The following is a 25528-nucleotide window of genomic DNA, read 5'->3' on the forward strand; positions in this document are numbered from 1 at the left end:
TCAACGTACGTGGGTTCGGTCCTCCAGTGCGTTTTACCGCACCTTCAACCTGGACATGGGTAGATCACATGGTTTCGGGTCTACGACAACATACTCATTCGCCCTATTCAGACTCGCTTTCGCTGCGGCTCCGTCTCTTCAACTTAACCTCGCATGCTATCGTAACTCGCCGGTTCATTCTACAAAAGGCACGCTATCACCCATTAACGGGCTCTAACTTGTTGTAGGCACACGGTTTCAGGATCTATTTCACTCCCCTTCCGGGGTGCTTTTCACCTTTCCCTCACGGTACTGGTTCACTATCGGTCACTAGGGAGTATTTAGCCTTGGGAGATGGTCCTCCCGGATTCCGACGGAATTCCTCGTGTTCCGCCGTACTCAGGATCCTCCTAGGTGTTATCCAAATTTCGCCTACGGGGTTTTTACCCTCTTTGACATACTTTTCCAAGTATTTCGACTATCTGAATAGACTACCATATCGGAGTCCTACAACCCCAACAAGCAAGCTTGTTGGTTTGGGCTTTTCCCGTTTCGCTCGCCGCTACTCAGGGAATCGAATTTTCTTTCTCTTCCTGCAGGTACTTAGATGTTTCAGTTCTCTGCGTCTACCTCGACTGCGCTATGTATTCACGCAGACGTAACATCCTATAAAAGATGCTGGGTTTCCCCATTCGGAAATCTCTGGATCATAGCTTACTTACAGCTCCCCAAAGCATATCGGTGTTAGTCCCGTCCTTCATCGGCTCCTAGTGCCAAGGCATCCACCGTGCGCCCTTATTCACTTAACCTTTGACCTTACGGTCGGTTTTGAGTACTTCTTCTAGCGATAGAAGGTTGCTCAAGAAAATAAGCGTTGAACTTATTAAAAAACTCTTTTAACATTTCAACTCGGTGTGTGTTACTTGTTTTGATTTTTTCTTCGATATCCAGTTTTCAATGAACAAAGCATAACGACCATTGTCGTTAATGGAGCCTAGCGGGATCGAACCGCTGACCTCCTGCGTGCAAAGCAGGCGCTCTCCCAGCTGAGCTAAGGCCCCGGGTAATTACTTGAGAGTAGACCTCTCAAAACTGAACAAAGGCAAACGATGTGTAGTCTTCCGAAATATTCCTTAGAAAGGAGGTGATCCAGCCGCACCTTCCGATACGGCTACCTTGTTACGACTTCACCCCAATCATCTATCCCACCTTAGGCGGCTGGCTCCAAAAAGGTTACCTCACCGACTTCGGGTGTTACAAACTCTCGTGGTGTGACGGGCGGTGTGTACAAGGCCCGGGAACGTATTCACCGCGGCGTGCTGATCCGCGATTACTAGCGATTCCGGCTTCATGTAGGCGAGTTGCAGCCTACAATCCGAACTGAGAGAAGCTTTAAGAGATTAGCTTAGCCTCGCGACTTCGCAACTCGTTGTACTTCCCATTGTAGCACGTGTGTAGCCCAGGTCATAAGGGGCATGATGATTTGACGTCATCCCCACCTTCCTCCGGTTTGTCACCGGCAGTCTCGCTAGAGTGCCCAACTAAATGATGGCAACTAACAATAAGGGTTGCGCTCGTTGCGGGACTTAACCCAACATCTCACGACACGAGCTGACGACAACCATGCACCACCTGTCACTTTGCCCCCGAAGGGGAAGCTCTATCTCTAGAGTGGTCAAAGGATGTCAAGACCTGGTAAGGTTCTTCGCGTTGCTTCGAATTAAACCACATGCTCCACCGCTTGTGCGGGCCCCCGTCAATTCCTTTGAGTTTCAACCTTGCGGTCGTACTCCCCAGGCGGAGTGCTTAATGCGTTTGCTGCAGCACTGAAGGGCGGAAACCCTCCAACACTTAGCACTCATCGTTTACGGCGTGGACTACCAGGGTATCTAATCCTGTTCGCTCCCCACGCTTTCGAGCCTCAGCGTCAGTTACAGACCAGAGAGCCGCCTTCGCCACTGGTGTTCCTCCATATATCTACGCATTTCACCGCTACACATGGAATTCCACTCTCCTCTTCTGCACTCAAGTCTCCCAGTTTCCAATGACCCTCCCCGGTTGAGCCGGGGGCTTTCACATCAGACTTAAGAAACCGCCTGCGCTCGCTTTACGCCCAATAAATCCGGACAACGCTTGCCACCTACGTATTACCGCGGCTGCTGGCACGTAGTTAGCCGTGGCTTTCTGGTTAGATACCGTCAAGGGATGAACGTTTTACTCTCATCCTTGTTCTTCTCTAACAACAGAGTTTTACGATCCGAAAACCTTCTTCACTCACGCGGCGTTGCTCGGTCAGACTTTCGTCCATTGCCGAAGATTCCCTACTGCTGCCTCCCGTAGGAGTCTGGGCCGTGTCTCAGTCCCAGTGTGGCCGATCACCCTCTCAGGTCGGCTATGCATCGTTGCCTTGGTGAGCCGTTACCTCACCAACTAGCTAATGCACCGCGGGTCCATCCATCAGTGACGCAAAAGCGCCTTTCAACTTTCTTCCATGCGGAAAATAGTGTTATACGGTATTAGCACCTGTTTCCAAGTGTTATCCCCTTCTGATGGGCAGGTTACCCACGTGTTACTCACCCGTTCGCCACTCTTTTTCTTTCGGTGGAGCAAGCTCCGGTGAAAGAAAAAGCGTTCGACTTGCATGTATTAGGCACGCCGCCAGCGTTCGTCCTGAGCCAGGATCAAACTCTCATAATGATTTGTTTGAATGACCATACGGTCATTAAGCTCATAAAAATTAACTTTGCTAGCTATTGCTTGCATGTATTTGTTTCAATAAATTGAAACGTCCTACACATTGGTTCGTTTGCTTGCTTTGTTCAGTTTTCAAAGGTCTACAGTGCTGTGTTAGCAACTTTTATATCATATCAGAGCGACAATTGATTGTCAACTCTTTTTTAAAAGTTTTTTTCGCTCGTTGTTTTTCAACTTCGCAGCGGCTGTCTCAGCGACTTCATTAGAATAACAAATGATTTGTTATTTGTCAACAACTTTTTTTAATTAATTTTGTTGATGTATCAACGTCGATTAACTATTTTAAAATTGCGACTTCGTTATAATATCATCTGTCGAGCTGTGCGTCAACCACTTTTTTCAATTCTTTTTACGAATTCATTTCAGTCATTTGGCACATGTAATAATATACCAACTAAATCCCTTGCGGTCAATCATTTTCTATGGCTTTTTTTAATTTTTACAAACCCGTCTAATCACATTGAATCCAGCTTTTATCGTTCGCATTTAATCCGTTTTCTAGCAATTACCCTGGCTTTTTCCCCTCTAATTCCTCACTGTTTTTCTCCCTGATCCAGCAGACAAGAAAAAAAGCCGCCCATCTCTTGCGAGTGGACGGAGCTTTTTTATCTCATTGTCGGGAATAATAAAACGTCACGAATCGATTGTGCATCGGTCAACAGCATCACTAAGCGGTCGATCCCGATCCCTAATCCACCAGTTGGCGGCATACCGTATTCAAGTGCTTCTAAGAAATCTTCATCCACCCCATGGGCTTCATCATTTCCTGCTTCGCGCTCTTTTTCTTGTCCTTCAAAACGTTCTCTTTGATCGATTGGGTCATTCAATTCCGTGAAGGCATTCGCAAATTCACGACCAACGATAAATAATTCAAAGCGATCCGTAAAGCGTTCATCTTCTGGATTCTTTTTCGCTAATGGCGAAACTTCCACTGGATGACCAAAGACAAAGGTTGGCTGCTGTAACGTTTCTTCAACAAATGTCTCAAAGAATTCATTGATGATATGGCCAACAGTCATGGCATCAGTGATTTCAACATGATGTTCTTTCGCTAAACTACGCGCTTCTTCAACGGACATTGGTTGCCAGAAATCAACACCTGTTTGATTTTTGATTGCATCGACCATATGGATTCGTGCAAAGTCGCTAGCTAAATCGACTTCTTGTCCATCGTATTGGATCGTTGCTGTATGCAAGACTTTTTCAGCAGCATTACGGATAATGCCTTCTGTCAAATCCATCACATCTTTGAAATCTGTATATGCTGTATACGCTTCTAGCATCGTAAACTCGGGATTATGGGTCGTATCGATTCCTTCATTTCGGAAAACGCGGCCGATCTCATAGACTTTTTCCATGCCACCCACGATCAATCGTTTCAAGTGAAGCTCAAGTGCGATTCGTAAATACAGATCCATGTCTAAGGCATTGTGGTGTGTAATGAAGGGACGAGCCGCTGCACCACCTGCTTGATTATGCAATACTGGCGTTTCGACTTCGATATATCCATGTCCGTCAAGGTAACGACGAATTTCGCTAATGATTTGGCTTCGTTTCATGAAACGATCAAAGCTCTCTTTATTACTGATCAAATCCAAGTAACGTTGACGGTAGCGTTGTTCTACGTTCGTCAAGCCATGGTATTTGTCTGGCAATGGACGCAATGCTTTGGATAAGATCACGATTTCTTTGGCTTTGATGGTCACTTCGCCAGTGTCGGTCTTCATGATTTCACCAGATACACCAAAGAAATCACCTAGATCTGCATGCTTGAATACTTCGTAAGGTTCGTCCCCGACTTGGTCTTTACGTACATATATTTGAATACGGCCTTCGCGGTCTTGTAAATGCGCAAAACCAGCCTTCCCTTTTCCACGTTTTGTAACGATTCTTCCTGCAATGCTTGCTGAAAGATTCATTTCGGCTAATTCTTCTTTGGTTCTTTGATCAAATAACTCATGTAACTCGGCAGAATTATGGGTGCGTTCGAATCGCTTGCCAAAAGGATCAATGCCTTCTTCCCGTAGTTTTTCCATCTTTTCACGGCGAACCAACATTTGATCATTCAATTCTTCTTGTGTTTGTCGTTCCTCTGTCACGAGTTTTCCTCCATTCTTAACTTGGGTTTCCTTCTTATAATGCCAATGATGACGCAAAAAATCAAGCCGAACTTTCGAATCGACTTGATTTGTTTCTTATTCCTTAAAAGTTGCTACCGGCTGTTTTTCGGTCTTCTCTACAAATGCATCTAATAAATCAAAAATCGTTTGCTTATCTTCTGCTTGATTGATAGCTGCCTTCACTTTGGCTGCCCGTGAAATACCTTTTAAGTAGTACGCAGCATGTTGGCGGAATTCTCGCGAAGCGATTTTTTCCCCTTTTAGATCAGCCAACCGTTCTAAATGAAGTTTCGCTGTCGAAATTTTTTCTCGTGGTGTTGGTTCCGGCAACAACTCGCCTGTCTCCAAGTATTGCTTGGTGCGGTGAATCATCCACGGATTGCCTAAGGCTGCCCGTCCGATCATCACTGCATCAGCGCCGACTTCTTCCAACATTCGTTTCGCATCTTCAGGGGTTCTGACATCGCCGTTGCCCATAAAGGGAATGGTGATACTTTGCTTCACTTGTTTTAAAACGTCCCAATCAGCCGATCCTTCATACATCTGTACACGGGTTCTGCCATGCATACCGATTGCTGCGGCACCCGCTGCTTCCGCGGCTTGGGCATTCTCAACCGCAAAGACGTGCTGCTCATCCCAACCGATCCGCATTTTGACGGTAACGGGCTTGTCGATCGCACTGGAAACAGCATGGACCATTTCATAAACCTTGTCGGGATCTAAAAGCCACTTCGCACCAGCTTCTGCTTTGATGATTTTGTTTACAGGACACCCCATATTAATATCAATGATATCGGCAGTTGTGTTCTCTGCGACAAATTGCGCTGCTTCTACTAAGGATGCTTTATTCCCACCAAAAATCTGAATACTTAGAGGATGCTCGGTCTCGTCAATAAACAGCATCTCAAGGGTCTTCTTGTTACGCAGTTGAATCCCTCGATCACTGATCATCTCACAGACGACTAAACCCGCGCCAAATTCTTTGACTGTCACACGAAACGCAGAATTGGTGATCCCTGCCATTGGCGCAACGACGACGCGGTTAGGAATCTCAACCGAGCCGATCTGCCATGTCTGTCTATCTTTCACTTACGCTTCCGCCTCTTTCTTCAACGCCGCCAATTCCGTTTCATCAAAATGATACTTGTTGCCACAAAACGAGCAGACTGCCTCTGCCCCATGATCTTCATCAATCATTGCTTGGATCTCCTCAGCCCCTAAGGTGATGATCGCTGTCGCAAATTTTTCTTTCGTACAATCACAGTGGAACTGGACGGGCATTTTTTCTAGTACTTCGATCGTCGTGTCTGGTAACAATGTCGCTAAGATCTCTTCTGGTGATTGGCCTTCATCGATCAAGGTTGACACTCGAGGCAATTCTCCCAAACGTTTTTCGATGGCATCAATGATCTCTTCACTGGCACCAGGCATGATCTGTAGCATAAATCCACCGGCTGCCCGAATCGAATCATCAGTTTCTACTAATACACTCAGACCAACAGCAGAAGGAATCTGTTCTGACACTGCTAAATAATAAGTAAAGTCTTCCCCAAGTTCCCCAGAGACGATCGGTGTTTGTCCAGAGAAAGGTTCTTTTAGCCCTAAGTCTTTGATTACGGTAAAAATCCCTTGGTCTCCCACTGCGCCCCGAACATCCAATTTTCCTTGAGGATTCAATGGCAGACTGATCTGTGGATTTTTTATGTATCCTTTTACGTCCCCACGGCCATTGCTGTCTACGACGATTGCCCCAGCAGGACCATTTCCTTGAATTTTGACGGTCAATTTGTCTTCCCCTTTTAAGGTACTGCCTAATAACAAACTTCCCACCATCGCTCGCCCTAAAGCAGCAGATGCCGTATTCCATGTTTCATGGCGTCGTTGTGCTTCGGCGATCGTCTCTGTTGCCGATACGGCGTATGCTCGGACGAAGCCGTCATATGCGAGTGCTTTTACTAAATAATCCTTCATCTTGATTCTCCTTTTTATTCATTAATGAATCATACTAGGAAGCGCCGCTTTTTTCAACTGAATGTGTTTGAATTTAAGAAAAGTCTTCTTAAATAGAAACAAAAAGGCGCCGAGTTTCCTCGGCGCCTTGATACGTCTTGTTTTAGGCGTTATCATCTTTGTTTTCTTGATCAGTCGGTTGGCTTTCGCTATTGCGGCGAACGTCTTCCAATTGTTGATCAAAATCGTTTGATGATGCATCTTCGCTGTGTTTTTCTGCAGCTTGCTTCTCTGCATCTTTTTCTTCCAGCGCACGTTTCGCTTCTTCAAACGTTTGGGCTTTTTCACTAGGATACTCAGAGCTTTCAGTCCCTGCAGGCATTTTGCCTTCTTCAAACAAGGATTTGATTGCTTTAGCATCCAATGTTTCATGTTCAAGTAGTTTTTCAGCGATCAATTTGTGTTGGGCACGATGTTCTTCAATGATTTCATGGGCTTTTTGATGGGCATCCATTAAAATCTTGCGAACTTCTTGATCAATTTCAAAGGCAACTTGTTCAGAGTATGCTTTTGTTTGACCGTAATCGCGACCGACAAAGACTTGATGGTTTCCTTCATATTGAACTGGACCTAATTTATCGCTCATTCCATATTCTGTCACCATGCTTCTTGCAAGAGCAGTTGCTTGTTCAAAGTCATTGGAAGCCCCCGTTGATTGCACACCGAAGATGATTTCTTCAGCCGTACGTCCACCTAGCAAGCCAACGATTTGTTCAAACATATCTTCTTTAGTCATCAAGAATTGATCTTCTTTCGGCAAGGCGATCATGTACCCACCAGCACGCCCCCGAGGAATGATGGTTACTTTGTGTACCACACGGGCACGACTCAAGACTAAACCAACAATGGTATGTCCTGCTTCATGGTAAGCAACCATTTCACGTTCGCGTTTGTTGATGACCCGGTCTTTCTTCGCAGGACCAGCGATCACGCGGTCTTCTGCTTCATCGATATCTGAAGCATCGATTTTTTTCTTGTTACGACGAGCAGCAACTAAGGCGGCTTCGTTCAAGACGTTTTCCAGATCCGCACCGGCAAAGCCCGGTGTTTGTTGGGCAACGACTTTCAAATCAACATCATCTGATAAAGGTTTGTTCCGAGCATGAACACGGAGGATTGCTTCACGGCCTTTCACGTCTGGACGACCAACTAAAATCTGACGGTCAAAACGACCTGGACGCAGCAACGCTGGATCTAGAACATCCGAACGGTTCGTTGCGGCAATGACGATCACGCCTTCATTCCCATCAAAACCATCCATCTCAACCAATAATTGGTTCAATGTTTGTTCCCGCTCATCATGTCCGCCACCCATACCGGCACCACGTTGGCGACCGACGGCATCGATTTCATCGATAAAGATGATGGCTGGTGCATTTTTCTTCGCTGTTTCAAATAAGTCACGTACCCGGCTTGCACCGACACCGACAAACATTTCAACGAAATCTGAACCAGAGATCGAGTAAAACGGTACGCCAGCTTCACCGGCAACGGCTTTGGCTAGCAACGTTTTCCCGGTTCCCGGAGGTCCCTCAAGTAAGACACCTGCTGGGATACGGGCACCTAATTCAACGAAGCGTCGAGGATCTTTCAAGAATTCCACGACTTCGACAAGTTCTTGTTTTTCTTCTTCTGCACCGGCTACGTCTGAAAAACGTACGCGGTTGGCTTTTTTGTCCGCTTCTTTGGCTTTTGATTTGCCAAAGTTCATCACACGGCCGCCACCGCCACCGCCGCCGCCTTGTTGGCTCATCATCATATAGAAGAAGAAAATGATGATCACAAGTGGTAAGAAGCTAACCAAAAGCGATAACCAAATACCACTGTTGGATTCTTCTTCGATGGTAGTTTTGACCCCTTGTGCTGAGGCCAGACTGGTGACTTCGCTCAGCGTAGAATCATTTGGTAAAATGATCGTTGAAAAGCGGGTCGAACTCGCCTGTGTATTGCCTAAAACAGACAAGCTGTTGTCATTGCTGACAGTTTGTTCTTCATTGTATTCACCCACGATTCGATAAACACCGTTAGCGGGTTGGACAGTAAATTGTTTGACCTTCCCGTCTTTCAGTTGTTCTGTAAACGTGGAGTACTCGATCGTTGGGGTCTGCTGATTGCCATTTCCAAAAATGAAATAAACGACCATGACCATCGCCAACAAGACAAGTACATAATATAAGGTATTTTTTACCATACCGTTATTTTTCTTATTCATGCGTACCTCCCTGGCTATTTTGTTTTATCAATCCTGACCATTTAATTGTATCACAATTGATTTAGAACAGTCACTAATTTGACTGATAAACACTAGGTTTTAAGACGCCAACGTAAGGTAAGTTTCGATATTGCTCTGCATAGTCCAGTCCATATCCAACAACAAACTCATTTGGCACATCGAAGCCGACGTAATCAGCATCGATCTCAACAACACGGCCTTCCGGCTTATCTAATAACGTCACGATTTTCACTGATTTCGCTTTACGGTATTTGAATAGATCTACCAGATAAGCCAACGTGCGACCGCTGTCAATGATGTCTTCAACGATCAAAAGATCGCGGCCCTCAACATTTGTATCTAAATCTTTAATGATTTTGACTTCTCCAGATGAAATCATGGCATTGCCATAACTTGAGACATCCATGAAGTCTAACTCCAAGTAACAATCCATCTCACGAACGATGTCTGCCATGAAAGGAACGGCACCTTTCAGTACACCTACGACTAGAGGATTTTTATCCGCATAAGCCGCCGTTAATTCTTGACCAAGTTCCACACAACGATTTTTGATTTCGTCACGGGAAATCAAAATTTTCTCAATATCTTTATCTAGCATAAAGTTCTCCTTCCAACTCTTACTTCTGATATTTATAAAGAAGTATGTAGTGTATTTTATCAGTTTCTGGCGTAATACTCAAATAGGAAAATGCATGAGGTAGTAAGGCAATCACCTGTTTATCAAGGTTTGTGACGACCCAACTTTTTTCTCGCTCTTCATTAGGAATTTTTGAATCGATAAAAAAACGACTGATCTTTTTGGTCAGGCCACGTGCCAAGCGGATTCGGTCTCCTGGCTGACGCTTACGTACGATCAGCTCAGAGGAATAGTTTAGCGGTAAATCTTGGGAAAACTCTGACCAATTTGTGATTTTTTTGGGAATATGCTGTTCATTTATCGGAAAATACCCAATCCATTCCTTTTCAGAAAGATAGATCCCTTCTCCTAAAACCAGACGCTGACTGACTTCTGTCAACGGCGCTGCAGGCTTTTGGGGAACAGCAATGGGTTCCAATAGTAATTGGTCATAACTGCGCCGCAGCTGCCACTGTTTGTGCAACGCCAATTGCCATTGCCCTTTCTTTTCGTCTAGCAAACGCAATAGCTGTGGCAGCTGTTTTTGATTGAGTGGATGCTTTGTAAAAGCTTCTGCTTGTTGCAAAAACCCCGCATAGAAAAAATAGCGCTGCGCCGGCGAAAACGTCGGCAGCTGTTGCAGATCGATCACTAAGCGAGTAGCTTGCTGTTGAACGAACGCAGACAACCATTGCTGCTGCTCTTGCTGGATCAACTGATTGGCGAACTGCATTTCTACAGAAAGCTGTTGAAAATGCGGCAACAGTTGCGGATTTTCCGCTTTTAATGCCGGCACTACTTGCTGGCGTAGTCGGTTTCGCAAATACAGCGGTTCGTGATTGCTTTCGTCTTCAAAGTAGGGAATCTGCTGTACTTGCGCATAGTCGTAAATCGCTGTCTTACTGACACTAAGCAACGGCCGCAACAGGATTCCAGCGTGAAAAGGCTGCTGCTGCTGCATCCCGCCAGCCGATTGCAAGCGGCCTTCTCGCATCATCTTCATCAGCATCGTTTCTACTTGGTCATCACTGTGGTGAGCAGTCAGCAAAACATCATAGCCTTCTCGGGACATGACATCGGCAAAAAACGTATAGCGAAAGTCCCGAGCGCTAGCTTCTATGCCAGTTTCTGGCGGATTTTCCCAGCACCGCTCATAAAAAGGAATGCCGCGTTCTTGGCAGTACTGCCGTAAAAAAGCAGCTTCCTCAGCAGATGCTGGACGCAATTGATGGTTTACATGTGCCACACCAAAGACCTGCTCTTTTTGCATTTCGGGAAACAACTGACAAAAGACCTGCAGCAAGACCATGGAGTCGACTCCCGTCGATACCGCCAGCAAAAAGCGGCGTTTTTTTTCAGGATCGATGGCAGTGAGTTGCCCTCGAACGGTTTGAATGACCATCATTTGCCCTCCTTCTCATTTGGTAGACCCACAAGAAAGAAAGCTGAAACAAAACGAACCAACAGTTTTGTTTCAGCTTTTTCCAACTTGCTATTCATGTTTAGTTACGGCGTCCGCCGCGGCCACCGCGTTTTCCTTCTGTATTTCGACGTAATGATGAAAGACGATCATCACTATCTTTTAGAAAAGAACTCATCAATGAATCGAAGTCTTGTTTATTTACATTCGTAGTTTGATTGCGTGAAAAAGATTTTTTCGGATTTGGTCGATTGAATTCTTTTTTCGGGTATTCACGTTTTTCTTCCGGCTTATCTTCTGCTTTGCGGATCGATAGTCCAATTTTTCCATCGTTGCCGATTGCCGTAACAAGTACTGTCACTTCATCCCCAACAGACAACACGTCGTGAATGTCTTTGACGAATCCGTTTGATACTTCACTGATATGCACCAAACCAGTTTTCCCTTCACCAAGATCAATGAACGCACCAAAATTTGTAATACCAGACACTTTGCCCTTTAGTTTCGCTCCAACTTCGATTGACATATAAAAAATGTTCCTCCTAATTTTTACCCATTTAAAATAATTCAAACTACTGCGCTGAGTAGGTATGACATTGCTTAATCTTGTGACTCTGTGGATGATGATTCTTGTTCGCTTTGCGCAGAACGCTCATTAGTGTTTTGAGAATCCGTTCCATCTGGCAAGACAGGATAAATTTTTTCGCCATCTTTTGAGTAGAAGAATCGGCTGCGGGCCAATTTTGCCACATACTCATCGTCTTGAAATAAGGCAACATCTCGCTCCAATGAAGCCACTTTTTGTTCAGCTTCTTTTTGTTCGGCGACTGTTTCCGCCTTGTATTCCTTTAGTTTTTGCAGGCGCATTTGGTCGTTAAACATCTGAATCCCCACGACTGCAAATATCGCTAATGCCGCCACGAAAAACGCCACCAGCCGACGTCGGCGAAACACGACTTGCCGCCGCTCTTTTTCAAACTTGGCAAATTGCTCTTTCGCATAATCGGTCTGCAATAGTTCTATTTTTTTATTTGATTCTTTTGCCACCTGAACTCGCTCCCGTCGCTGTCTTTGTTTTTTACATTATACCAACATCCGCAAAGCTTGTCTAACTGAAAATGCCGTAAAAATCAAGCATTTTCTGAGATTCTTTCCTCTGAAACAATCTCATACATTTTTGCAGCGTCTTCTTTTTTCGTCGATTCATGCAATTCATTGACTTTTACTTCCAAGACCTTATTCCCGAACTGAATACGCATAGTATCGCCTACTTTGACGTCACTGCTTGACTTGGCTAATTTGCCGTTGATCTGAATGCGTCCCTTGTCTGCCACTTCTTTGGCCACAGAGCGACGCTTGATGATGCGGGAGATTTTAAGAAATTTATCTAATCTCATGTTTTTCACCTCTTCTTAATAGTTTCTTTCCAAATGGAACTAACAGCCATTCGCGAATCGTTAACAATTTGATTTTGATCGCTGCCCCGATAAAGGCTGCGCCTCCCAAACCGACACCGCCTAGGCAAAAAATCAGCGCCTGTAGTCGATGGGTCAAAGGACCGTTCAATAAGATCGCAACGAAGCTATAATATAAGAATAGCACGCTTGCCATGATCCCTAAACAAAGAAATAATTTTTTTCCATAATTTCCTTCATACCAAAAGCGATTGATGCTACTTTGTGCTCGACGCTGTTCGGAAACCACAAAACAGCATAAGGTCGCGCCTAACCCCAACAGCGTACTGATACTTGCTCCTGCAGTCCCATAAGAAGCGGTCAGCGGCCACATCGATAGACATTTGACTAAAAGACCAATTCCCGCAGCGAGCAAGCCGAAGGTATAGGTATTGCGACTTTGTTGAATGCTTTGATAGGCTTGGATCGTCGCCATCAGAGCGATGGAAAAGACAAACAATACCAGCGCCGCATTGCCAGATCCGTCTTTAAATAAAGCAAAGTTGATATAAGGCAGCAAAATCGCTAACCCTACCGCAGAAGCCGAAGCAATCCCGATCGTTAGGCGCAAATACATTTTTGCCGACTTTTCAAACAGCTGCTGATTTTTTACCGTCAAATACTTGGTCAACGTTGGCAAAAACGTCGAGCTTAACGCCATCGCCACCACAAGACCTAGTTGGACGAGGGGTTGTCCGCGATCATAGATCCCTTTCGAAATCCGGGCTGCTTGTGCCGTCAATCCCCCCGCTTCTAGCGCATTGGTCAATAAAAACGAATCCGCTAACTGGAACAAGATCAAATAGCCGCTATAAATCGTCAACAGACCGCCTTCTAAGAAGAACCGTTTTTTCAACGAGGCGGATAAACCAGCGGTATTTTCTCCTGTACGGGTGACTGGTTTATGCCATAGCGATAGGCGTTTGCCGTTGATTTGTCGGCTATAATAACTTAAAATCCACCACGCCGCAAGGCCCCCGACTAAGGCACCCATCATGGCGACAGTCCCCGTTTGATAAATCGTCCAGCCCAATTGCTGGAAAGCTGCCGCAGCACCTAAAATCACACCAACTCTAAGCAGCTGCTCTACAACTTGAGACACTGCGGTTGGCACCATTTGTAGATTTCCTTGAAACATTCCTCGATAAAAGGTCAAGGGTGGGACAAACAAAAAGGTAAAGGAAACGACTCGAATCAAGCCTGCCAGTTGATGGTCCCCCATCACTTGCGCGATTGGACCGGCAAATAAAAAGGTCACAGCCCATAAGCCAATCGCCGACCAAAGCACATAAGACGTCAACGCTTGCAGCCGCTCCTTGCTTTTCAAAGGATCAGGTTCTTCAGCAACAATGCGGGAGATAAACTGCGGCAAACCTGACAACGCCAAAGTCATTGCCAATCCATAAATCGGATAGACCTGTTGATACACATAAAACCCTTCGTCGCCTACCAGGTTCTGAAAAGGGACCCGATAAACGGCACTTAAGATTTTTGCGATAAAGGAAGCGATCGTTAAAATAAACGCCCCTTCCATCGTACGCTTCAATTGTGATTTCGGCATCCCTCTGGTTCCTTTCTAGCCTTGGCTGGCGTATTTTTGTTCCCGTAACGCTTTGACAAAATCTTGGATTTCTAATAGCCAGGTGCTTTCTTTCATCACTGGCGGAATCTGTAATTTGATGGTCATTTGCTCATGATCGACACCCATCGTGGCTTTTAATTTAGTAGCTTTCAATGCTTCAAACAGCTGCTCCACCGAATAATTTTTCGTGCCTACTTTACTCAAAGTAAACGACACGGTTTGTTGCTGCTTGCGGATAGTTTCTAACAAGGCACGATCGCCGTTCATTTTGATCTCGCCCACCGTTAAGAGGTGCGCCACTTCTACAGGGTATTCTCCGAAACGGTCTAATAAATCATCTTGAAGTTCATCAACTGCTTCTTGTGATTCCAGCTCACGAATTCGTTTATAGATCTCGATTTTTTGCCGTTCGTCTTCAATATACGAAGTCGGTAAGTAGGCATCGATCCCCAGATCGATCTCAACGGTCGTTTTTTCTGTTTGGGTATTTTTCCCTTGTTTACGAGTGACTGCTTCCGACAGCATTTGTGAGTACATGTCAAACCCGACTGCATCGATAAAGCCGTGCTGTTGCGCCCCCAATAGATTTCCTGCCCCACGAATCGAAAGATCTCGCATCGCGATTTTGAATCCTGAACCTAACTCCGTAAAGTCCTTAATGGCTTGCAGACGTTTTTCACTGACTTCGTTCAACACTTTTTGCTGTTCATACATGAAATACGCATAAGCGACTCGATTGCTCCGACCGACACGGCCACGCAACTGATACAACGTCGAAAGCCCCATGTAATCGGCATTTTCCACAAACAACGTATTGGCATTGGGAATATCCACACCGGTTTCAATGATCGTCGTCGTCACCAACACATCGTATTGCCCTTCAATAAAGTCAAACAGGGTATTTTCCAATTGGATCTCGGTCATTTGCCCGTGGGCATAAGCGATTCGTGCATCTGGCACTAACGCCTGCAGTTCTTCAACTTTTCGCTCGATCGTATCGACACGATTATAGAGATAAAACACTTGGCCCCCGCGTGCCATCTCCCGTTGGATCGCTTCTCGCACCGCTCCTGGATTCATCTCCATCACATAGGTTTGGATCGGGTAACGATTTTCCGGTGGTGTTTCGATCACAGATAGGTCCCGCACGCCCAGCATCGACATATGCAATGTTCTTGGGATCGGCGTTGCCGTCAACGTCAACACATCGACTTGCGAACGCAGTTGTTTCAAGCGCTCTTTGTGTTTGACCCCAAAACGTTGTTCTTCATCGATCACCAACAAGCCCAAATCAGCAAACTCGACATCTTTTGACAATAATCGGTGGGTCCCCACCAAAATATCGACTTGCCCTTTGCGCACTTGCTCGATTGTTTCATTCTGCTGTTTTTTCGTCCGAAAACGACTCAGCACCCCAACATTGACGGGGAATCCTTCAAAACGATCGACCATCGTTTCATAGTGCTGCTGCGCCAAGATCGTTGTCGGCACTAAGAAAGCCACTTGTTTGCTTTCTTTGATCGCTTTAAAAGCAGCCCGCAGCGCCACTTCTGTTTTCCCAAAACCGACATCTCCAACTAACAAACGGTCCATCGGCTTTTCTTTTTCCATATCCCGCTTAATCTCTGCCGTACTGCGCAGCTGATCATCGGTTTCCGAATAAGGAAAGGCATCTTCAAATTCTTTTTGATAGGCATCGTCTGGTTGAAAGGCATAGCCTTTTTCTGATTCGCGTTTGGCATACAATAAAATCAAATCATCTGCGATGTCTTCAATTTTAGCCGTCACTTTGCGCTTGGTCTTCGCCCACTCACTGCCGCCTAATTTATTGATTTTCGGTGTTTTCGATTCGGAAGCCACATATTTTTGAATCAAATTCAATTGGGTGACTGGAATAAAGAGCTTGTCTTCGTTTTGGTACAAGATCGTCATGTAATCTTGATGGACGCCATCGACTTCTAAGGTTTCCATGCCGATGTACTTCCCGATCCCATGATTCGCATGGACGACATAATCGCCGGTTTTTAACTCATTGTAGCTTTTGAGACGTTCCGCATTGGTGACATTTTGCCGGCGGGCTCTTTTTTTGTTCATCTTTTGGAAAATTTCTTTTTCTGTAACCACCACTAGCTTGTCTTGCGGCATTTCAAAGCCGCTTTGCAAACGTTCCACCACGATTTGGGTGCGTCCCGTAAACAGGCGGTCTTGTTGCGTCTGCACGGCATAGATATCATGATCTCGCAGATCTTGCTCTAACTTCTTGGCCCGTTCTTGGTCACTGACCAGAAAAATCACCGTTTGCTGTTGCTTCTCCCAGCGATCGATCTCAACTTTCAAGAGACCCATTTGGCTGAAAAACTGCTGCATCGGCCGGTATTGGAATTGATGGATCGCTTGGAAGCGAATGTTCCCCATTCCTTTTTGGAATAAAGAAAAGAAGCTGGTCACAAAGGTTTCTTTTTGCAGCAGTTGATGGACATCGATCCCGAATTGCTGTTCAGAAAAGACCCGCAGCTCCGCTAATTTTTGGGTATGCCACTCCGCTTCTTCCCGTTCGATCTCACGATTGGTCTCCATGATCCGAGCATAATCATCGATCATCAAAAAGGCGTCTTCAGAAAAATAATCTAAGACACTCGTTTGCTGACGATAAAGCAAATCCGTGTAATAACGGGCACTTTCACCGGGAATCCCCGCTTGCCATTGGGAGGCCAATTGGCCGAAATAGTCTTCTAAAAACGCGCGATCAGTTACTTCTTTGGTGACCGCCAACCGTTTGTTCAATAATTCTTGTAGCTGCTTTTGCCCCGCAGCTAAATCTTCCGCTGAGAAAACCAATTCGGTAGTCGGTAAAATAGCCACTTGCTGCAGCGTTTCCACTGAGCGTTGCGTTTCCACGTTGAAAGAACGCATCGAGTCGATTTCTACATCGAATAACTCGATCCGTACGGGGTATTCGGCATTTAATGGATAAATATCGAGGATGCTCCCACGAATACTGAATTCGCCGGGTTTGCCAATCATTGACTGCCGTTCGTAACCCATCAAGATCAATTGTTGCGGCAAACGCTCTAAATCGATCTCATCGCCGATTTGCCATTGGAATTGGTTGGCTAACCAGGTTTTCTTTTCAGGCAAATACTTTCGCAAAGCCGCTACCGGCAACACATAGATCCCGGTTTTCCCTTGAGAAACAGCATTCAGCGCTGCCACTCGTTCTTCTCGTGCTTCTGGTGAAGAAAAAGCCATTTCGGCTGACAACACTTCGTCCACTGGGAAAACATAGACATCATCCGTCACGTTGCGCAGATCTTCGGCTAGTTGATTCGTATAATACAGATTTGGTGTCACCACGATCACTTGTTTTTGAAATGCCTGATACACACCGGTGATCGCCAATGTTTTTGCCGATCCAGCTAGACCGGTCAGTAATTGCCGGGGGGCCTGTTCACGTAAACCTGCATGCCAAGCCGCCACTGTCGGCACTTTATTTATTAATTCAATTAAATCCATCTCGGCCCTCCTTAGTTAAATCGATTCATTGTGGCAAGAAAGTCGCCGTTGGTCAAGTAATCACTACTTGCCTCGACCGCCTTATCAATACTTTGTAAAACGATGGGCAGATCGTCTTTTGCAAAAGGACTCAGTACATGATTGACCACGGTTTGTCCTGGACGTGGCCGATCGATCCCGATTTTGATGCGGTCAAAGACTGTCGAGTCCAAATGCGCGATCAAACTCTTGATTCCATTGTGCCCCCCCGCACTGCCTTTTTGGCGCAAGCGGATTTTCCCTAATGCTAAATCAAGGTCATCATAGACCACTACTAATTCTTCTTGATAGATGCCAAAATAGGTCATCAACGGACCTACCGAACGACCGGATTCATTCATGAAGGTTTGCGGTTTGACCAAAAGGATTTTTTCACCCTTCAAGAAAAACTCTGCCACTTCTGCTTCAAAAGCCGACTTTTTAAAGGTTGCTTGGTACTTTTGTGCCAAGGCATCCACTACCATAAAGCCAACATTGTGTTTGGTTTTCTCATATTTTTTGCCGGGATTTCCCAAGCCTACAATCATTTTCATTTTTCGATTACGCTCCATTATTTCTAGTTTCAAGCTGATTCTTCATCTATTTTATCGGTTTTCTTATCCAAACACAAAATACTGGGCACACAAATGCGCCCAGTTCTTTTGCTGAAATAATTATAACACGAAATGGACTGTTATGGTGGCGTCCTCTTGCTCAGTTTTTATCTTTCTTAACGAATCTTAATAAAACGTTGATATATCCTCTTTTTGACGTAATAACAAAGAAAGCATTTACAACTGAAACAGCGATATTTTGTGTAATATTGTTGTGCAAATCACATGACAAATATACTTGAAAATGGTAGGATGATAGCGAGTAAAACAATTATGCGGAAGGAATGATACACAGATGACTGCAAAAACGAACAAAAAAGATCACCAAAAGGTAATTCTTGTTGGAGACGGTGCGGTTGGTTCTAGTTACGCGTTTGCGCTGGTGACCCAAAACATTGCGCAAGAAGTCGGAATCATTGATATAAATACAGCAAAAACAGAAGGCGACGCAATTGATTTGTCCCATGCCTTGGCCTTTACTTCCCCTAAAAAAATCTATGCCGCTTCTTATGAAGATGCACATGATGCTGATTTAGTCGTTATTACAGCTGGTGCGCCTCAAAAACCAGGTGAAACCCGTTTAGATTTGGTTCATAAAAACTTGAAAATCAACCGGGAAGTAGTTACCCAAATCGTTGATTCAGGGTTCAACGGAATCTTCTTAGTAGCAGCGAACCCAGTCGATATTTTGACTTACTCGACTTGGAAATTCTCAGGCTTCCCGAAAGAACGCGTCATCGGTTCAGGTACTTCTTTAGACTCTGCACGTTTCCGTCAAGCTTTGGCTGAATTAGTCGATGTTGATGCCCGTAACGTCCATGCCTATATCTTAGGCGAACACGGGGATTCAGAATTCCCTGTTTGGTCTCATGCCAACGTAGCCGGCTTGCAAATCTATGAATGGGTCAAAAATAACCCAGACATCGATGAAGAAGCAATGGTCAACATTTTCTTCAGTGTTCGTGATGCAGCCTACACCATCATCGAGAAAAAAGGTGCGACTTTCTATGGGATCGCGGTAGCCTTAGCACGAATCACTCGCGCGATCTTAGACGATGAAAATGCTGTTTTACCATTGTCTGTGTACATGAACGGCGAATACGGCTTAAACGACTTGTACATCGGTGCGCCTGCAGTTATCAACGCCCAAGGGATCCAAAAAGTGATTGAGATCCCATTGACGGATGGTGAAAAAGACCGGATGGCCGCTTCTGCAAAACAATTAAAAGATATTCTTGATGAAGCTTTTGCGAAACTAGATGCAGAAGACAATCAATAATTTCTTTCACTTCGTTTAGCTAGTCAACTATGCCACTGAACGAACCTTACAGCTCACTCTTTTTCAGAACAATTTGATCAAGATGATTTGCTGCGGTTCGTTCAGTTTTTTTATGCAAAGAAATGCTTTTCTACAGCTTAGCTAAAGATAGTTTAAGAATTTTCTATTTTTCATGGAAGTTTCATTTGCCATATTCGCTTTCTTGGGGGAATATGGTATGATTTAAGCGTTATTATCTATTATGCCATTAGAAAAAAAGGAGTAGTTGAATGACTCGTTCAAACAAACATACTGACGCCAAGAACAATACCAAGAAAATTGTTCTGATCGTTGTGGCTGCTATATTAGTAGTGATCGCTGGCGGCTATACCTACCGAAGTACATATTATGCAAACCGTTTTTTACCAAAGACTGAAATCGATGGGATCGACATCAGCAACAAAACTGTTGCCGAGGCCAATGCCCTGCTGCATGACCGCTACTCGCAAGAAGATTTCACCATCAAAGAAGGCGATAGCGAATGGAAGACAATCAACCTTGCTCAATTTGGGTTACAAACGGATTTCACCAATGAGCTGCAATCATTAAAAGATGAACAGAACCAGTGGAGTTGGGGAATGGCTTATGTTTCCGCTGCAGAAGAAAAAACACTGGACAATCTCTCGGTGGATCAAGATACGCTAAACAGCGAAACGGACACGATCCAAAAGGAACTAGAAACTTTAAATGAGGATCGTACCAAGTCAGCCGATGCAACATTGGAAAAAGGCGAAGACGGCTTTTCTATCAAACCAGAAGTTGACGGCGATGCCATTGATGTGGACAAAGCAGTAGCAGACTTACAAGAAGCCATCGTCAGTGGCGAAAAGGAATTAAATCTCGTCGATTACGTCACAAAACCAAGTGTGACCGCTGATGATCCTGATCTAACCAAAGAAATGGATTCGTTGAATAAAATCGCCAAAGTAACCGGCAATTATACGATCAACGGAAACACGTTTCAAATTCCAAGAGAATCGATCATGGATTGGCTCTCTTACAAAGATGGCAACACCACGATCGACGAAGACAAAGTAAGAAGCTATGTCGCTTCTATCGGAGAGCAATACAACACCAGCACCAATTCTTCGACCTTCAAGAGTACCAAACAAGGCGAAGTAACGGTTCCAGCCGGCACCCTCAGCTGGACGATCCAAACCGATGCGGAAACAGAAGCATTGATTGAGGCGTTAAAAGCCGGCGAAGACTTCACGCGCACACCGATCGCTCAAGGAAGCACCGATGCTGGCAGCCCGTTATTTGGCAACACGTATATCGAAGTTGATCTGAAAAACCAACACATGTGGTATTACAAAGATGGCGAGCTGGTGCTAGATACGAAAATTATCTCTGGAAAACCAGCCACACCAACGCCAACTGGTGTCTTCTATGTCTGGAACAAAGAAGAAGATGCAACCTTGACCGGTGAAGATTATGCGTCCCCTGTTGATTACTGGATGCCGATCGATTGGACCGGTGTCGGAATCCATGATTCTGATTGGCAAACGGAATACGGTGGTGATCTTTGGAAAACCCGCGGCTCTCACGGCTGTATCAATACTCCGCCAGGCGTGATGAAAGAATTGTACAGTAAAGCCGAAGTCGGGACACCCGTGATCGTGATTTAATGGAAAAAAGAGTCAAACCTTTTTATAGATGAACCAAAAGCCGCAAAAAAATTCTTTTGCGGCTTTTTTGTTGTTTCCAAATGTTCCTGTTTACAAAGCGCCATTTAATTAATATACTTAATTAAACATATTAATTAAAAAGGAGAATCACTTTGGAAAAAGTTGTCTTTATTGATCGTTCTACTTTAGCTGGAAGTCTGATTAAAATTTTCGCCCGCAACATCCAAATGCTGTCCGAGGATCAAATCAGCGTGACTGTTGTGACACCAGAACGTCTGATGAATTATCGTTTTTCGCAAGAAAAAATCGTTTTGGTCGATCCTTTGCTTTCTTTAACAGATCCGATGATCAAGCAGGCCATCCCGCCGCGAATCAAGCGCCTGTCATTTCCCATCAATCATTACAGCGGCATGAATGCTGAAGCCATTCTAGAATTGATCCAACAAGCATAGCCTAAAAAAGGCCGACGGAAACCAATGGTTTCTGCCGGCCTTTTCTCATGCCACTTGCCCTCTGCTAGACAATCGCCTCTTCTTGTTCTAACAAAGTAACTTGTTCTCCTTTGTCTTGTAGCGCAGCGACGTGCATCGTGCCCCACTGGCAAAGGGTATCCAATAAGCCGCCTAACGTTTCTCCATATTCACTCAAGGAATACTCAACTTTGGGTGGTACTTGATTATAGGATTTGCGGGTAACGATATCAGACTCTTCTAGTTCCCGCAATTGCTGCGTCAACATTTTTTGACTGATGCCAGGAATTTTTCGCCGTAAATCACTAGGACGCAATGCCCCATGGCGTAAATTACAAAGAATGATTGGTTTCCATTTCCCGCCGATGACATCCATCGTTGCTTCTACACCGATATTATAAATTTTTTCTTCCATTTTTTTCACCTCATCAAGTCTGTAAACACACAAATGTTACCAAAATGTGTGTATCAAACAAAAAAGTACGTACTACACAACCTTACCTCCTCATTATATGATGATTACAGAAAAAAATAAAGGAGATGTTTTTATGATCGAAAAATTATCGGATACCGTTACACTGAACAACGGCAGCAAAATCCCCGGTTTGGGGTTAGGTGTCTTTCAAATCCCTGAAGCTGAAACAGCAGAGGTCGTGAAACAGGCCATTATCAATGGGTATCGCCTGATTGATACGGCGGCTATTTACGGCAACGAAACAGGAACAGGGGAAGGAATCAAACAAGGCTTACAAGAAACGGGGTTGGCTCGTGAAGAACTCTTTGTCACTTCCAAACTTTGGAACGATCATTTAACTTATGATGAAACGATCCATGCTTTCAATGAAAGTTTGGCCCGCTTAAACCTCGAGTATCTCGACTTGTACTTGATCCATTGGCCGGGAAACCAGGCATTTCAAGAGTCATGGCGCGCCTTGGAAGACTTGTATGCCGCTGGAAAAATCAAAGCAATCGGGGTCAGCAACTTCCAGATTCATCACTTGGAGCAACTATTGGCCGCTGCTAAGGTCGTTCCTGTCGTCAATCAGATCGAACTGCATCCCAAACTTACGCAGCAAGACCTGCGGGACTTTTGTGCTGAAAAGGGGATTGCGATCCAAGCTTGGTCACCTTTGATGCAAGGCAAACTGCTGAAAGAGGAAACCGTCTTGGCGATCGCCGATGCACAGCAAAAATCAGCGGCACAAGTGCTTTTACGCTGGGCTATCCAACAAGGAATCTTAGTCAATGTCAAATCGACACACCCTGAGCGAATGCGCGCCAATGCAGCGATTTTTGATTTCCATTTATCAGAAGATGAAATGGCTCGCTTGAACGCATTAAATGAGGACCTGCGAGTGGGTCCAGATCCAGACACATTCGATTTTCATTAACCAAACGATATACTAAACAAAACCTTAGGAGGAAGTATAATGACAAACACAAACACAGGCTTTTCAATGGTGAACCACGTGGGAATCACCGTCAGCAATCTCGAACGTTCCATCCAATTTTATGAAGCATTAACTGGAAAGAAAATCGCCAATCAAGATACGATCGGTGGCAAACGAATGGCGCAAACGCAAGGTTTAGAGGATACATTGATCAAATACGCCAATCTTCATTTAGACAATCTCAACATCGACCTTTTAGAATACGTCGAACCAAAATCCAACAAAGCTAGCTATTCCAATGAGCAAATCAGTGCCATGCATCTTTGTTTTGAAGTCGAAAATATTGATGAAGCCGTTGCTCGTCTAAAAGCCATCGGGGTTGAACCTGACGGTACCCCAATCGTTTTTGAAGAACAAGATGGTTTAAAAAGCGGCTTCGGGACAGGTGTTGCCTACTTTACAGATCCAGATGGTACCAATCTTGAACTGATTGCACCTAAAGGACCATTTCAACGCGGATAATTGAAAAAGGGATGGCGACTTATAGCGCCCTCCCTTTTTATTTACGCAAAACTATCTATTTTTTCAATAGTTCCCCTTCATAGAACCCTTTACAGCGAGTACAATAAATAGATAATCCTTTTTATTCGCTGATTTTCCCAACAAACCTCGCTTGAAAGGAAGTGATCTCGATCGATATTGGTCTTTTGTTGTTGATTTTTACGGGTATTTTTTTCATCGTCTTCCGGTTCTTTTACCGAGAAGAACCCAATTATATATTCGGCTTTCGCACCAAGCGCAGTACAGCCAGTGTCAGCAATTGGCGTTTTTCCCAGCAGTGGTTCTCCCTGTTGGCGATGCTCTTTCTAGGTGGGGTCATTTTGCTGCAGCGCAACGAGCTGATTGAAGAGAAATTTTACCAGATAGCCGTCCTTGGTAGCTATCTTCTAGCAGCACTGCTGGTAGAAATAGCGCTTTATCTCAAAGATTCACGCGCGAGCACCAAAAAGTAAGACGAAAAAGACATTCCGTGGAATGTCTTTTTTCTATTCTTTATTTTGACTGTGGATCGTGATTCCCAACACCAGGGCTAAAATTCCTGAAACCACCCAGATGGTCCGGTGGAACAAGAAAATTCCTAGCAAGCTGCTTAAAACCGCCCCAAAAAAGAAACCGCCGATGATCAAGGAAATAGAAATGATCTTGGGTGTCACTGATCGGTCCTGCTTAAACCCGCGCAAATACAAGTAATCAGCCAGCGAACGTAAATTGCCAGTGGTCATCGTGGTGGCATAGGGCATCCCTGCCAAGCGCCGATAAGCGGCATATTGAATCGCTGCAAAAAAAGATAATCCGGAATCAACCAGGACATTGGGTAAAGAACGCGCAAAAAAGCCCAGAACCAAAATACCGATTGCTTCAAAGATCAACGCAGCATTTTGCCAAACGATCCAACCACCAGTCGGAAAATGATGCTGCAGATAATTCGTCACCACGATCCCCACTAAAAACATACAGATTGGTGGCAGATACCGAAAGGCTTGTTCAAACTGCCCCGTTGAAAGATTGATCCCTAACAAAATAACATTCCCCGACTGCATGCTCGCAAACACTTCACCGTGAAAGAGATAGGTATAGGCATCTAAAAAGCCGCCAGCCATCGCGAGAAGAACCCCCACCGGCAAACTTTCATGCACGACAAACTCGGTTTTGCCTTTGACACTACTCAAACTTTTTTCCATTGGTTTCGCCTCTTGTTTTTTATACTTTCTAACAGCTTAACGCTTAAAAACGCCGACAACTCGTTATGTTTTGCGGCGTTTAGGTGACTTTTTCGATAACTGACAAATCAACCACCCCAAAAGAACGGCGGTCAGTGCTCCAGCTGAATCCAGCATGACATCTTGAAAAAGCGGCGTCCGTCCTCCCGTCAGCATTTGATGGTATTCATCGATCCCAGCATAGCCGGTAGCTGCTAACCAAGCAAAAAAAGCGGCTAGCCAATACGGCGTACGGCGATATACGAGAACGAAGAACAGACTGCCCCCTAAGACAAAATAGGTAAAGAAATGCGCGCCTTTACGAATGAAAAATTCCACAAATGAAAAATAGCCTTTTTCCGCAATACTGATCTCCGAACCAGCATAGGAAAAAGAAATCTTCTCTAGCCACTCTTTCAATGGTTCATTTTTTAAGATTCGTGAAAGCAACCCGATTTGTGATTGCTGCTCATAGGTTTGTGAAGAACTGATAAAGAGGATGACCATAACCGCAAGTGCGATACAAAAGTAAAAATTCGGTTCTTTCAGTAATTTTTTCATAGTTTTCACTCCTCATTTTCCTATCTTACCATTTTCATTTGGTGATGCAACTGTTTTTCCAGCAAACCGTGGTGACATTGCACACAC

The 25528-nt window shown here is 44.8% G+C and carries 21 protein-coding genes, 1 tRNA gene and 2 rRNA genes (1 of these 24 cut by a window edge); 6 read left to right on the forward strand and 18 right to left on the reverse strand.

Annotated features, from left to right (window positions below):
- The 15 genes from IGK85_RS15180 to pth form a co-directional block, all read right to left on the reverse strand.
- A 23S ribosomal RNA gene (locus IGK85_RS15180) occupies positions 1 to 788 on the reverse strand (it extends 2127 nt beyond the left edge of the window).
- A gap of 179 nt (positions 789 to 967) precedes the next feature.
- A tRNA-Ala gene (locus IGK85_RS15185) sits at positions 968 to 1040 on the reverse strand.
- 76 nt (positions 1041 to 1116) lie between these two features.
- Positions 1117 to 2676, reverse strand: a 16S ribosomal RNA gene (locus tag IGK85_RS15190).
- Together the 16S and 23S rRNA genes with 1 tRNA gene alongside form the textbook arrangement of a ribosomal RNA operon.
- Before the next feature lie 662 nt (positions 2677 to 3338).
- Positions 3339 to 4832, reverse strand: a complete 1494-nt coding sequence (lysS, locus tag IGK85_RS15195) for a lysine--tRNA ligase (protein WP_005230758.1) — start codon at positions 4830 to 4832, stop codon at positions 3339 to 3341.
- A 96-nt stretch (positions 4833 to 4928) separates the two neighbouring features.
- Positions 4929 to 5942 carry a tRNA dihydrouridine synthase DusB gene (gene dusB, locus IGK85_RS15200; RefSeq protein WP_005233357.1) on the reverse strand — a complete coding sequence of 338 codons (1014 nt, stop codon included), beginning with the start codon at positions 5940 to 5942 and terminating at the stop codon, positions 4929 to 4931.
- Entirely contained in the window at positions 5943 to 6824 is an 882-nt protein-coding gene (gene hslO / locus IGK85_RS15205; protein WP_008380144.1) for an Hsp33 family molecular chaperone HslO, read from the reverse strand.
- Between the two features lie 142 nt (positions 6825 to 6966).
- Positions 6967 to 9075 carry an ATP-dependent zinc metalloprotease FtsH gene (gene ftsH / locus IGK85_RS15210; RefSeq protein WP_005233354.1) on the reverse strand — a complete coding sequence of 703 codons (2109 nt, stop codon included), beginning with the start codon at positions 9073 to 9075 and terminating at the stop codon, positions 6967 to 6969.
- Positions 9076 to 9148: 73 nt separating this feature from the next.
- Complete coding sequence (hpt, locus tag IGK85_RS15215) at positions 9149 to 9694, reverse strand: hypoxanthine phosphoribosyltransferase (RefSeq protein ID WP_005230750.1); 546 nt, start codon at positions 9692 to 9694, stop codon at positions 9149 to 9151.
- Between the two features lie 19 nt (positions 9695 to 9713).
- Positions 9714 to 11114 carry a tRNA lysidine(34) synthetase TilS gene (tilS, locus tag IGK85_RS15220; protein WP_008380147.1) on the reverse strand — a complete coding sequence of 467 codons (1401 nt, stop codon included), beginning with the start codon at positions 11112 to 11114 and terminating at the stop codon, positions 9714 to 9716.
- 100 nt (positions 11115 to 11214) lie between these two features.
- Complete coding sequence (locus tag IGK85_RS15225; RefSeq protein WP_005233352.1) at positions 11215 to 11658, reverse strand: S1 domain-containing RNA-binding protein; 444 nt, start codon at positions 11656 to 11658, stop codon at positions 11215 to 11217.
- A 74-nt stretch (positions 11659 to 11732) separates the two neighbouring features.
- On the reverse strand, positions 11733 to 12179 hold the full coding sequence (locus tag IGK85_RS15230; RefSeq protein WP_429972322.1) for an FtsB family cell division protein: 447 nt from the start codon (positions 12177 to 12179) through the stop codon (positions 11733 to 11735).
- Between the two features lie 83 nt (positions 12180 to 12262).
- A complete protein-coding gene (locus IGK85_RS15235; RefSeq protein WP_005230745.1) occupies positions 12263 to 12529 on the reverse strand; it encodes an RNA-binding S4 domain-containing protein in 267 nt (88 codons plus the stop codon).
- The gene (locus tag IGK85_RS15240) at positions 12516 to 14147 is read right to left on the reverse strand and encodes a putative polysaccharide biosynthesis protein (RefSeq protein WP_008380151.1); all 1632 of its coding nucleotides are present in this window, start codon (positions 14145 to 14147) and stop codon (positions 12516 to 12518) included. Before IGK85_RS15240 ends, IGK85_RS15235 begins: the two co-directional genes overlap by 14 nt.
- Positions 14148 to 14162: 15 nt before the next feature.
- Positions 14163 to 17681, reverse strand: a complete 3519-nt coding sequence (mfd, locus tag IGK85_RS15245) for a transcription-repair coupling factor (protein ID WP_005233346.1) — start codon at positions 17679 to 17681, stop codon at positions 14163 to 14165.
- Positions 17682 to 17692: 11 nt separating this feature from the next.
- Positions 17693 to 18253 (reverse strand): aminoacyl-tRNA hydrolase, encoded by a 561-nt coding sequence (pth, locus tag IGK85_RS15250; protein ID WP_008380153.1) that lies wholly within the window; start codon positions 18251 to 18253, stop codon positions 17693 to 17695.
- A 355-nt stretch (positions 18254 to 18608) separates the two neighbouring features.
- On the opposite strand from pth, the gene IGK85_RS15255 reads away from it, so the two are divergent.
- The 3 genes from IGK85_RS15255 (at position 18609) to IGK85_RS15265 (ending at position 21711) form a co-directional block, all read left to right on the forward strand.
- Complete coding sequence (locus IGK85_RS15255) at positions 18609 to 19592, forward strand: L-lactate dehydrogenase (RefSeq protein ID WP_005230720.1); 984 nt, start codon at positions 18609 to 18611, stop codon at positions 19590 to 19592.
- A 269-nt stretch (positions 19593 to 19861) separates the two neighbouring features.
- Complete coding sequence (locus tag IGK85_RS15260) at positions 19862 to 21259, forward strand: L,D-transpeptidase family protein (RefSeq protein ID WP_005233342.1); 1398 nt, start codon at positions 19862 to 19864, stop codon at positions 21257 to 21259.
- Positions 21260 to 21411: 152 nt separating this feature from the next.
- Positions 21412 to 21711 carry a hypothetical protein gene (locus IGK85_RS15265; RefSeq protein WP_005233340.1) on the forward strand — a complete coding sequence of 100 codons (300 nt, stop codon included), beginning with the start codon at positions 21412 to 21414 and terminating at the stop codon, positions 21709 to 21711.
- Between the two features lie 64 nt (positions 21712 to 21775).
- Here the strand turns inward: IGK85_RS15265 and IGK85_RS15270 are convergent, their stop codons facing one another.
- Complete coding sequence (locus tag IGK85_RS15270) at positions 21776 to 22144, reverse strand: winged helix-turn-helix transcriptional regulator (RefSeq protein ID WP_005233339.1); 369 nt, start codon at positions 22142 to 22144, stop codon at positions 21776 to 21778.
- 97 nt (positions 22145 to 22241) lie between these two features.
- Between IGK85_RS15270 and IGK85_RS15275 the strand changes: the two genes are divergently transcribed.
- The 3 genes from IGK85_RS15275 (at position 22242) to IGK85_RS15285 (ending at position 24133) form a co-directional block, all read left to right on the forward strand.
- The gene (locus IGK85_RS15275; protein ID WP_016611992.1) at positions 22242 to 23120 is read left to right on the forward strand and encodes an aldo/keto reductase; all 879 of its coding nucleotides are present in this window, start codon (positions 22242 to 22244) and stop codon (positions 23118 to 23120) included.
- Between the two features lie 39 nt (positions 23121 to 23159).
- A complete protein-coding gene (locus IGK85_RS15280; protein WP_005233337.1) occupies positions 23160 to 23642 on the forward strand; it encodes a VOC family protein in 483 nt (160 codons plus the stop codon).
- Positions 23643 to 23803: 161 nt separating this feature from the next.
- Positions 23804 to 24133 carry an SdpI family protein gene (locus tag IGK85_RS15285; protein WP_016611997.1) on the forward strand — a complete coding sequence of 110 codons (330 nt, stop codon included), beginning with the start codon at positions 23804 to 23806 and terminating at the stop codon, positions 24131 to 24133.
- Between the two features lie 33 nt (positions 24134 to 24166).
- Here IGK85_RS15285 and IGK85_RS15290 read toward each other — a convergent pair whose 3' ends face one another.
- Together IGK85_RS15290 and IGK85_RS15295 are read right to left on the reverse strand one after the other, a co-directional pair.
- The gene (locus IGK85_RS15290; RefSeq protein WP_008380162.1) at positions 24167 to 24862 is read right to left on the reverse strand and encodes a YoaK family protein; all 696 of its coding nucleotides are present in this window, start codon (positions 24860 to 24862) and stop codon (positions 24167 to 24169) included.
- 63 nt (positions 24863 to 24925) lie between these two features.
- On the reverse strand, positions 24926 to 25441 hold the full coding sequence (locus tag IGK85_RS15295) for a VanZ family protein (RefSeq protein ID WP_008380164.1): 516 nt from the start codon (positions 25439 to 25441) through the stop codon (positions 24926 to 24928).
- Between the last annotated feature and the right edge of the window lie 87 nt (positions 25442 to 25528).

Origin of the sequence: Enterococcus sp. AZ015 (assembly GCF_050499225.1) — a bacterium.
In the GTDB taxonomy this organism is placed as follows: Bacteria; Bacillota; Bacilli; order Lactobacillales; family Enterococcaceae; genus Enterococcus_D; species Enterococcus_D entomosocium.

Coding starts and splice junctions, on each gene's coding strand:
- IGK85_RS15255 (WP_005230720.1), top strand. CDS start 18,609: ATGACTGCAAAAACGAACAAAAAAGATCACCAAAAGGTAATTCTTGTT.
- hslO (WP_008380144.1), bottom strand. CDS start 6,824: ATGAAGGATTATTTAGTAAAAGCACTCGCATATGACGGCTTCGTCCGA.
- IGK85_RS15275 (WP_016611992.1), top strand. CDS start 22,242: ATGATGATTACAGAAAAAAATAAAGGAGATGTTTTTATGATCGAAAAA.
- tilS (WP_008380147.1), bottom strand. CDS start 11,114: ATGGTCATTCAAACCGTTCGAGGGCAACTCACTGCCATCGATCCTGAA.
- pth (WP_008380153.1), bottom strand. CDS start 18,253: ATGAAAATGATTGTAGGCTTGGGAAATCCCGGCAAAAAATATGAGAAA.
- mfd (WP_005233346.1), bottom strand. CDS start 17,681: ATGGATTTAATTGAATTAATAAATAAAGTGCCGACAGTGGCGGCTTGG.
- IGK85_RS15270 (WP_005233339.1), bottom strand. CDS start 22,144: ATGGAAGAAAAAATTTATAATATCGGTGTAGAAGCAACGATGGATGTC.
- hpt (WP_005230750.1), bottom strand. CDS start 9,694: ATGCTAGATAAAGATATTGAGAAAATTTTGATTTCCCGTGACGAAATC.
- IGK85_RS15235 (WP_005230745.1), bottom strand. CDS start 12,529: ATGAGATTAGATAAATTTCTTAAAATCTCCCGCATCATCAAGCGTCGC.
- ftsH (WP_005233354.1), bottom strand. CDS start 9,075: ATGAATAAGAAAAATAACGGTATGGTAAAAAATACCTTATATTATGTA.
- IGK85_RS15280 (WP_005233337.1), top strand. CDS start 23,160: ATGACAAACACAAACACAGGCTTTTCAATGGTGAACCACGTGGGAATC.
- IGK85_RS15240 (WP_008380151.1), bottom strand. CDS start 14,147: ATGCCGAAATCACAATTGAAGCGTACGATGGAAGGGGCGTTTATTTTA.
- IGK85_RS15260 (WP_005233342.1), top strand. CDS start 19,862: ATGACTCGTTCAAACAAACATACTGACGCCAAGAACAATACCAAGAAA.
- IGK85_RS15225 (WP_005233352.1), bottom strand. CDS start 11,658: ATGTCAATCGAAGTTGGAGCGAAACTAAAGGGCAAAGTGTCTGGTATT.
- IGK85_RS15290 (WP_008380162.1), bottom strand. CDS start 24,862: ATGGAAAAAAGTTTGAGTAGTGTCAAAGGCAAAACCGAGTTTGTCGTG.
- IGK85_RS15295 (WP_008380164.1), bottom strand. CDS start 25,441: ATGAAAAAATTACTGAAAGAACCGAATTTTTACTTTTGTATCGCACTT.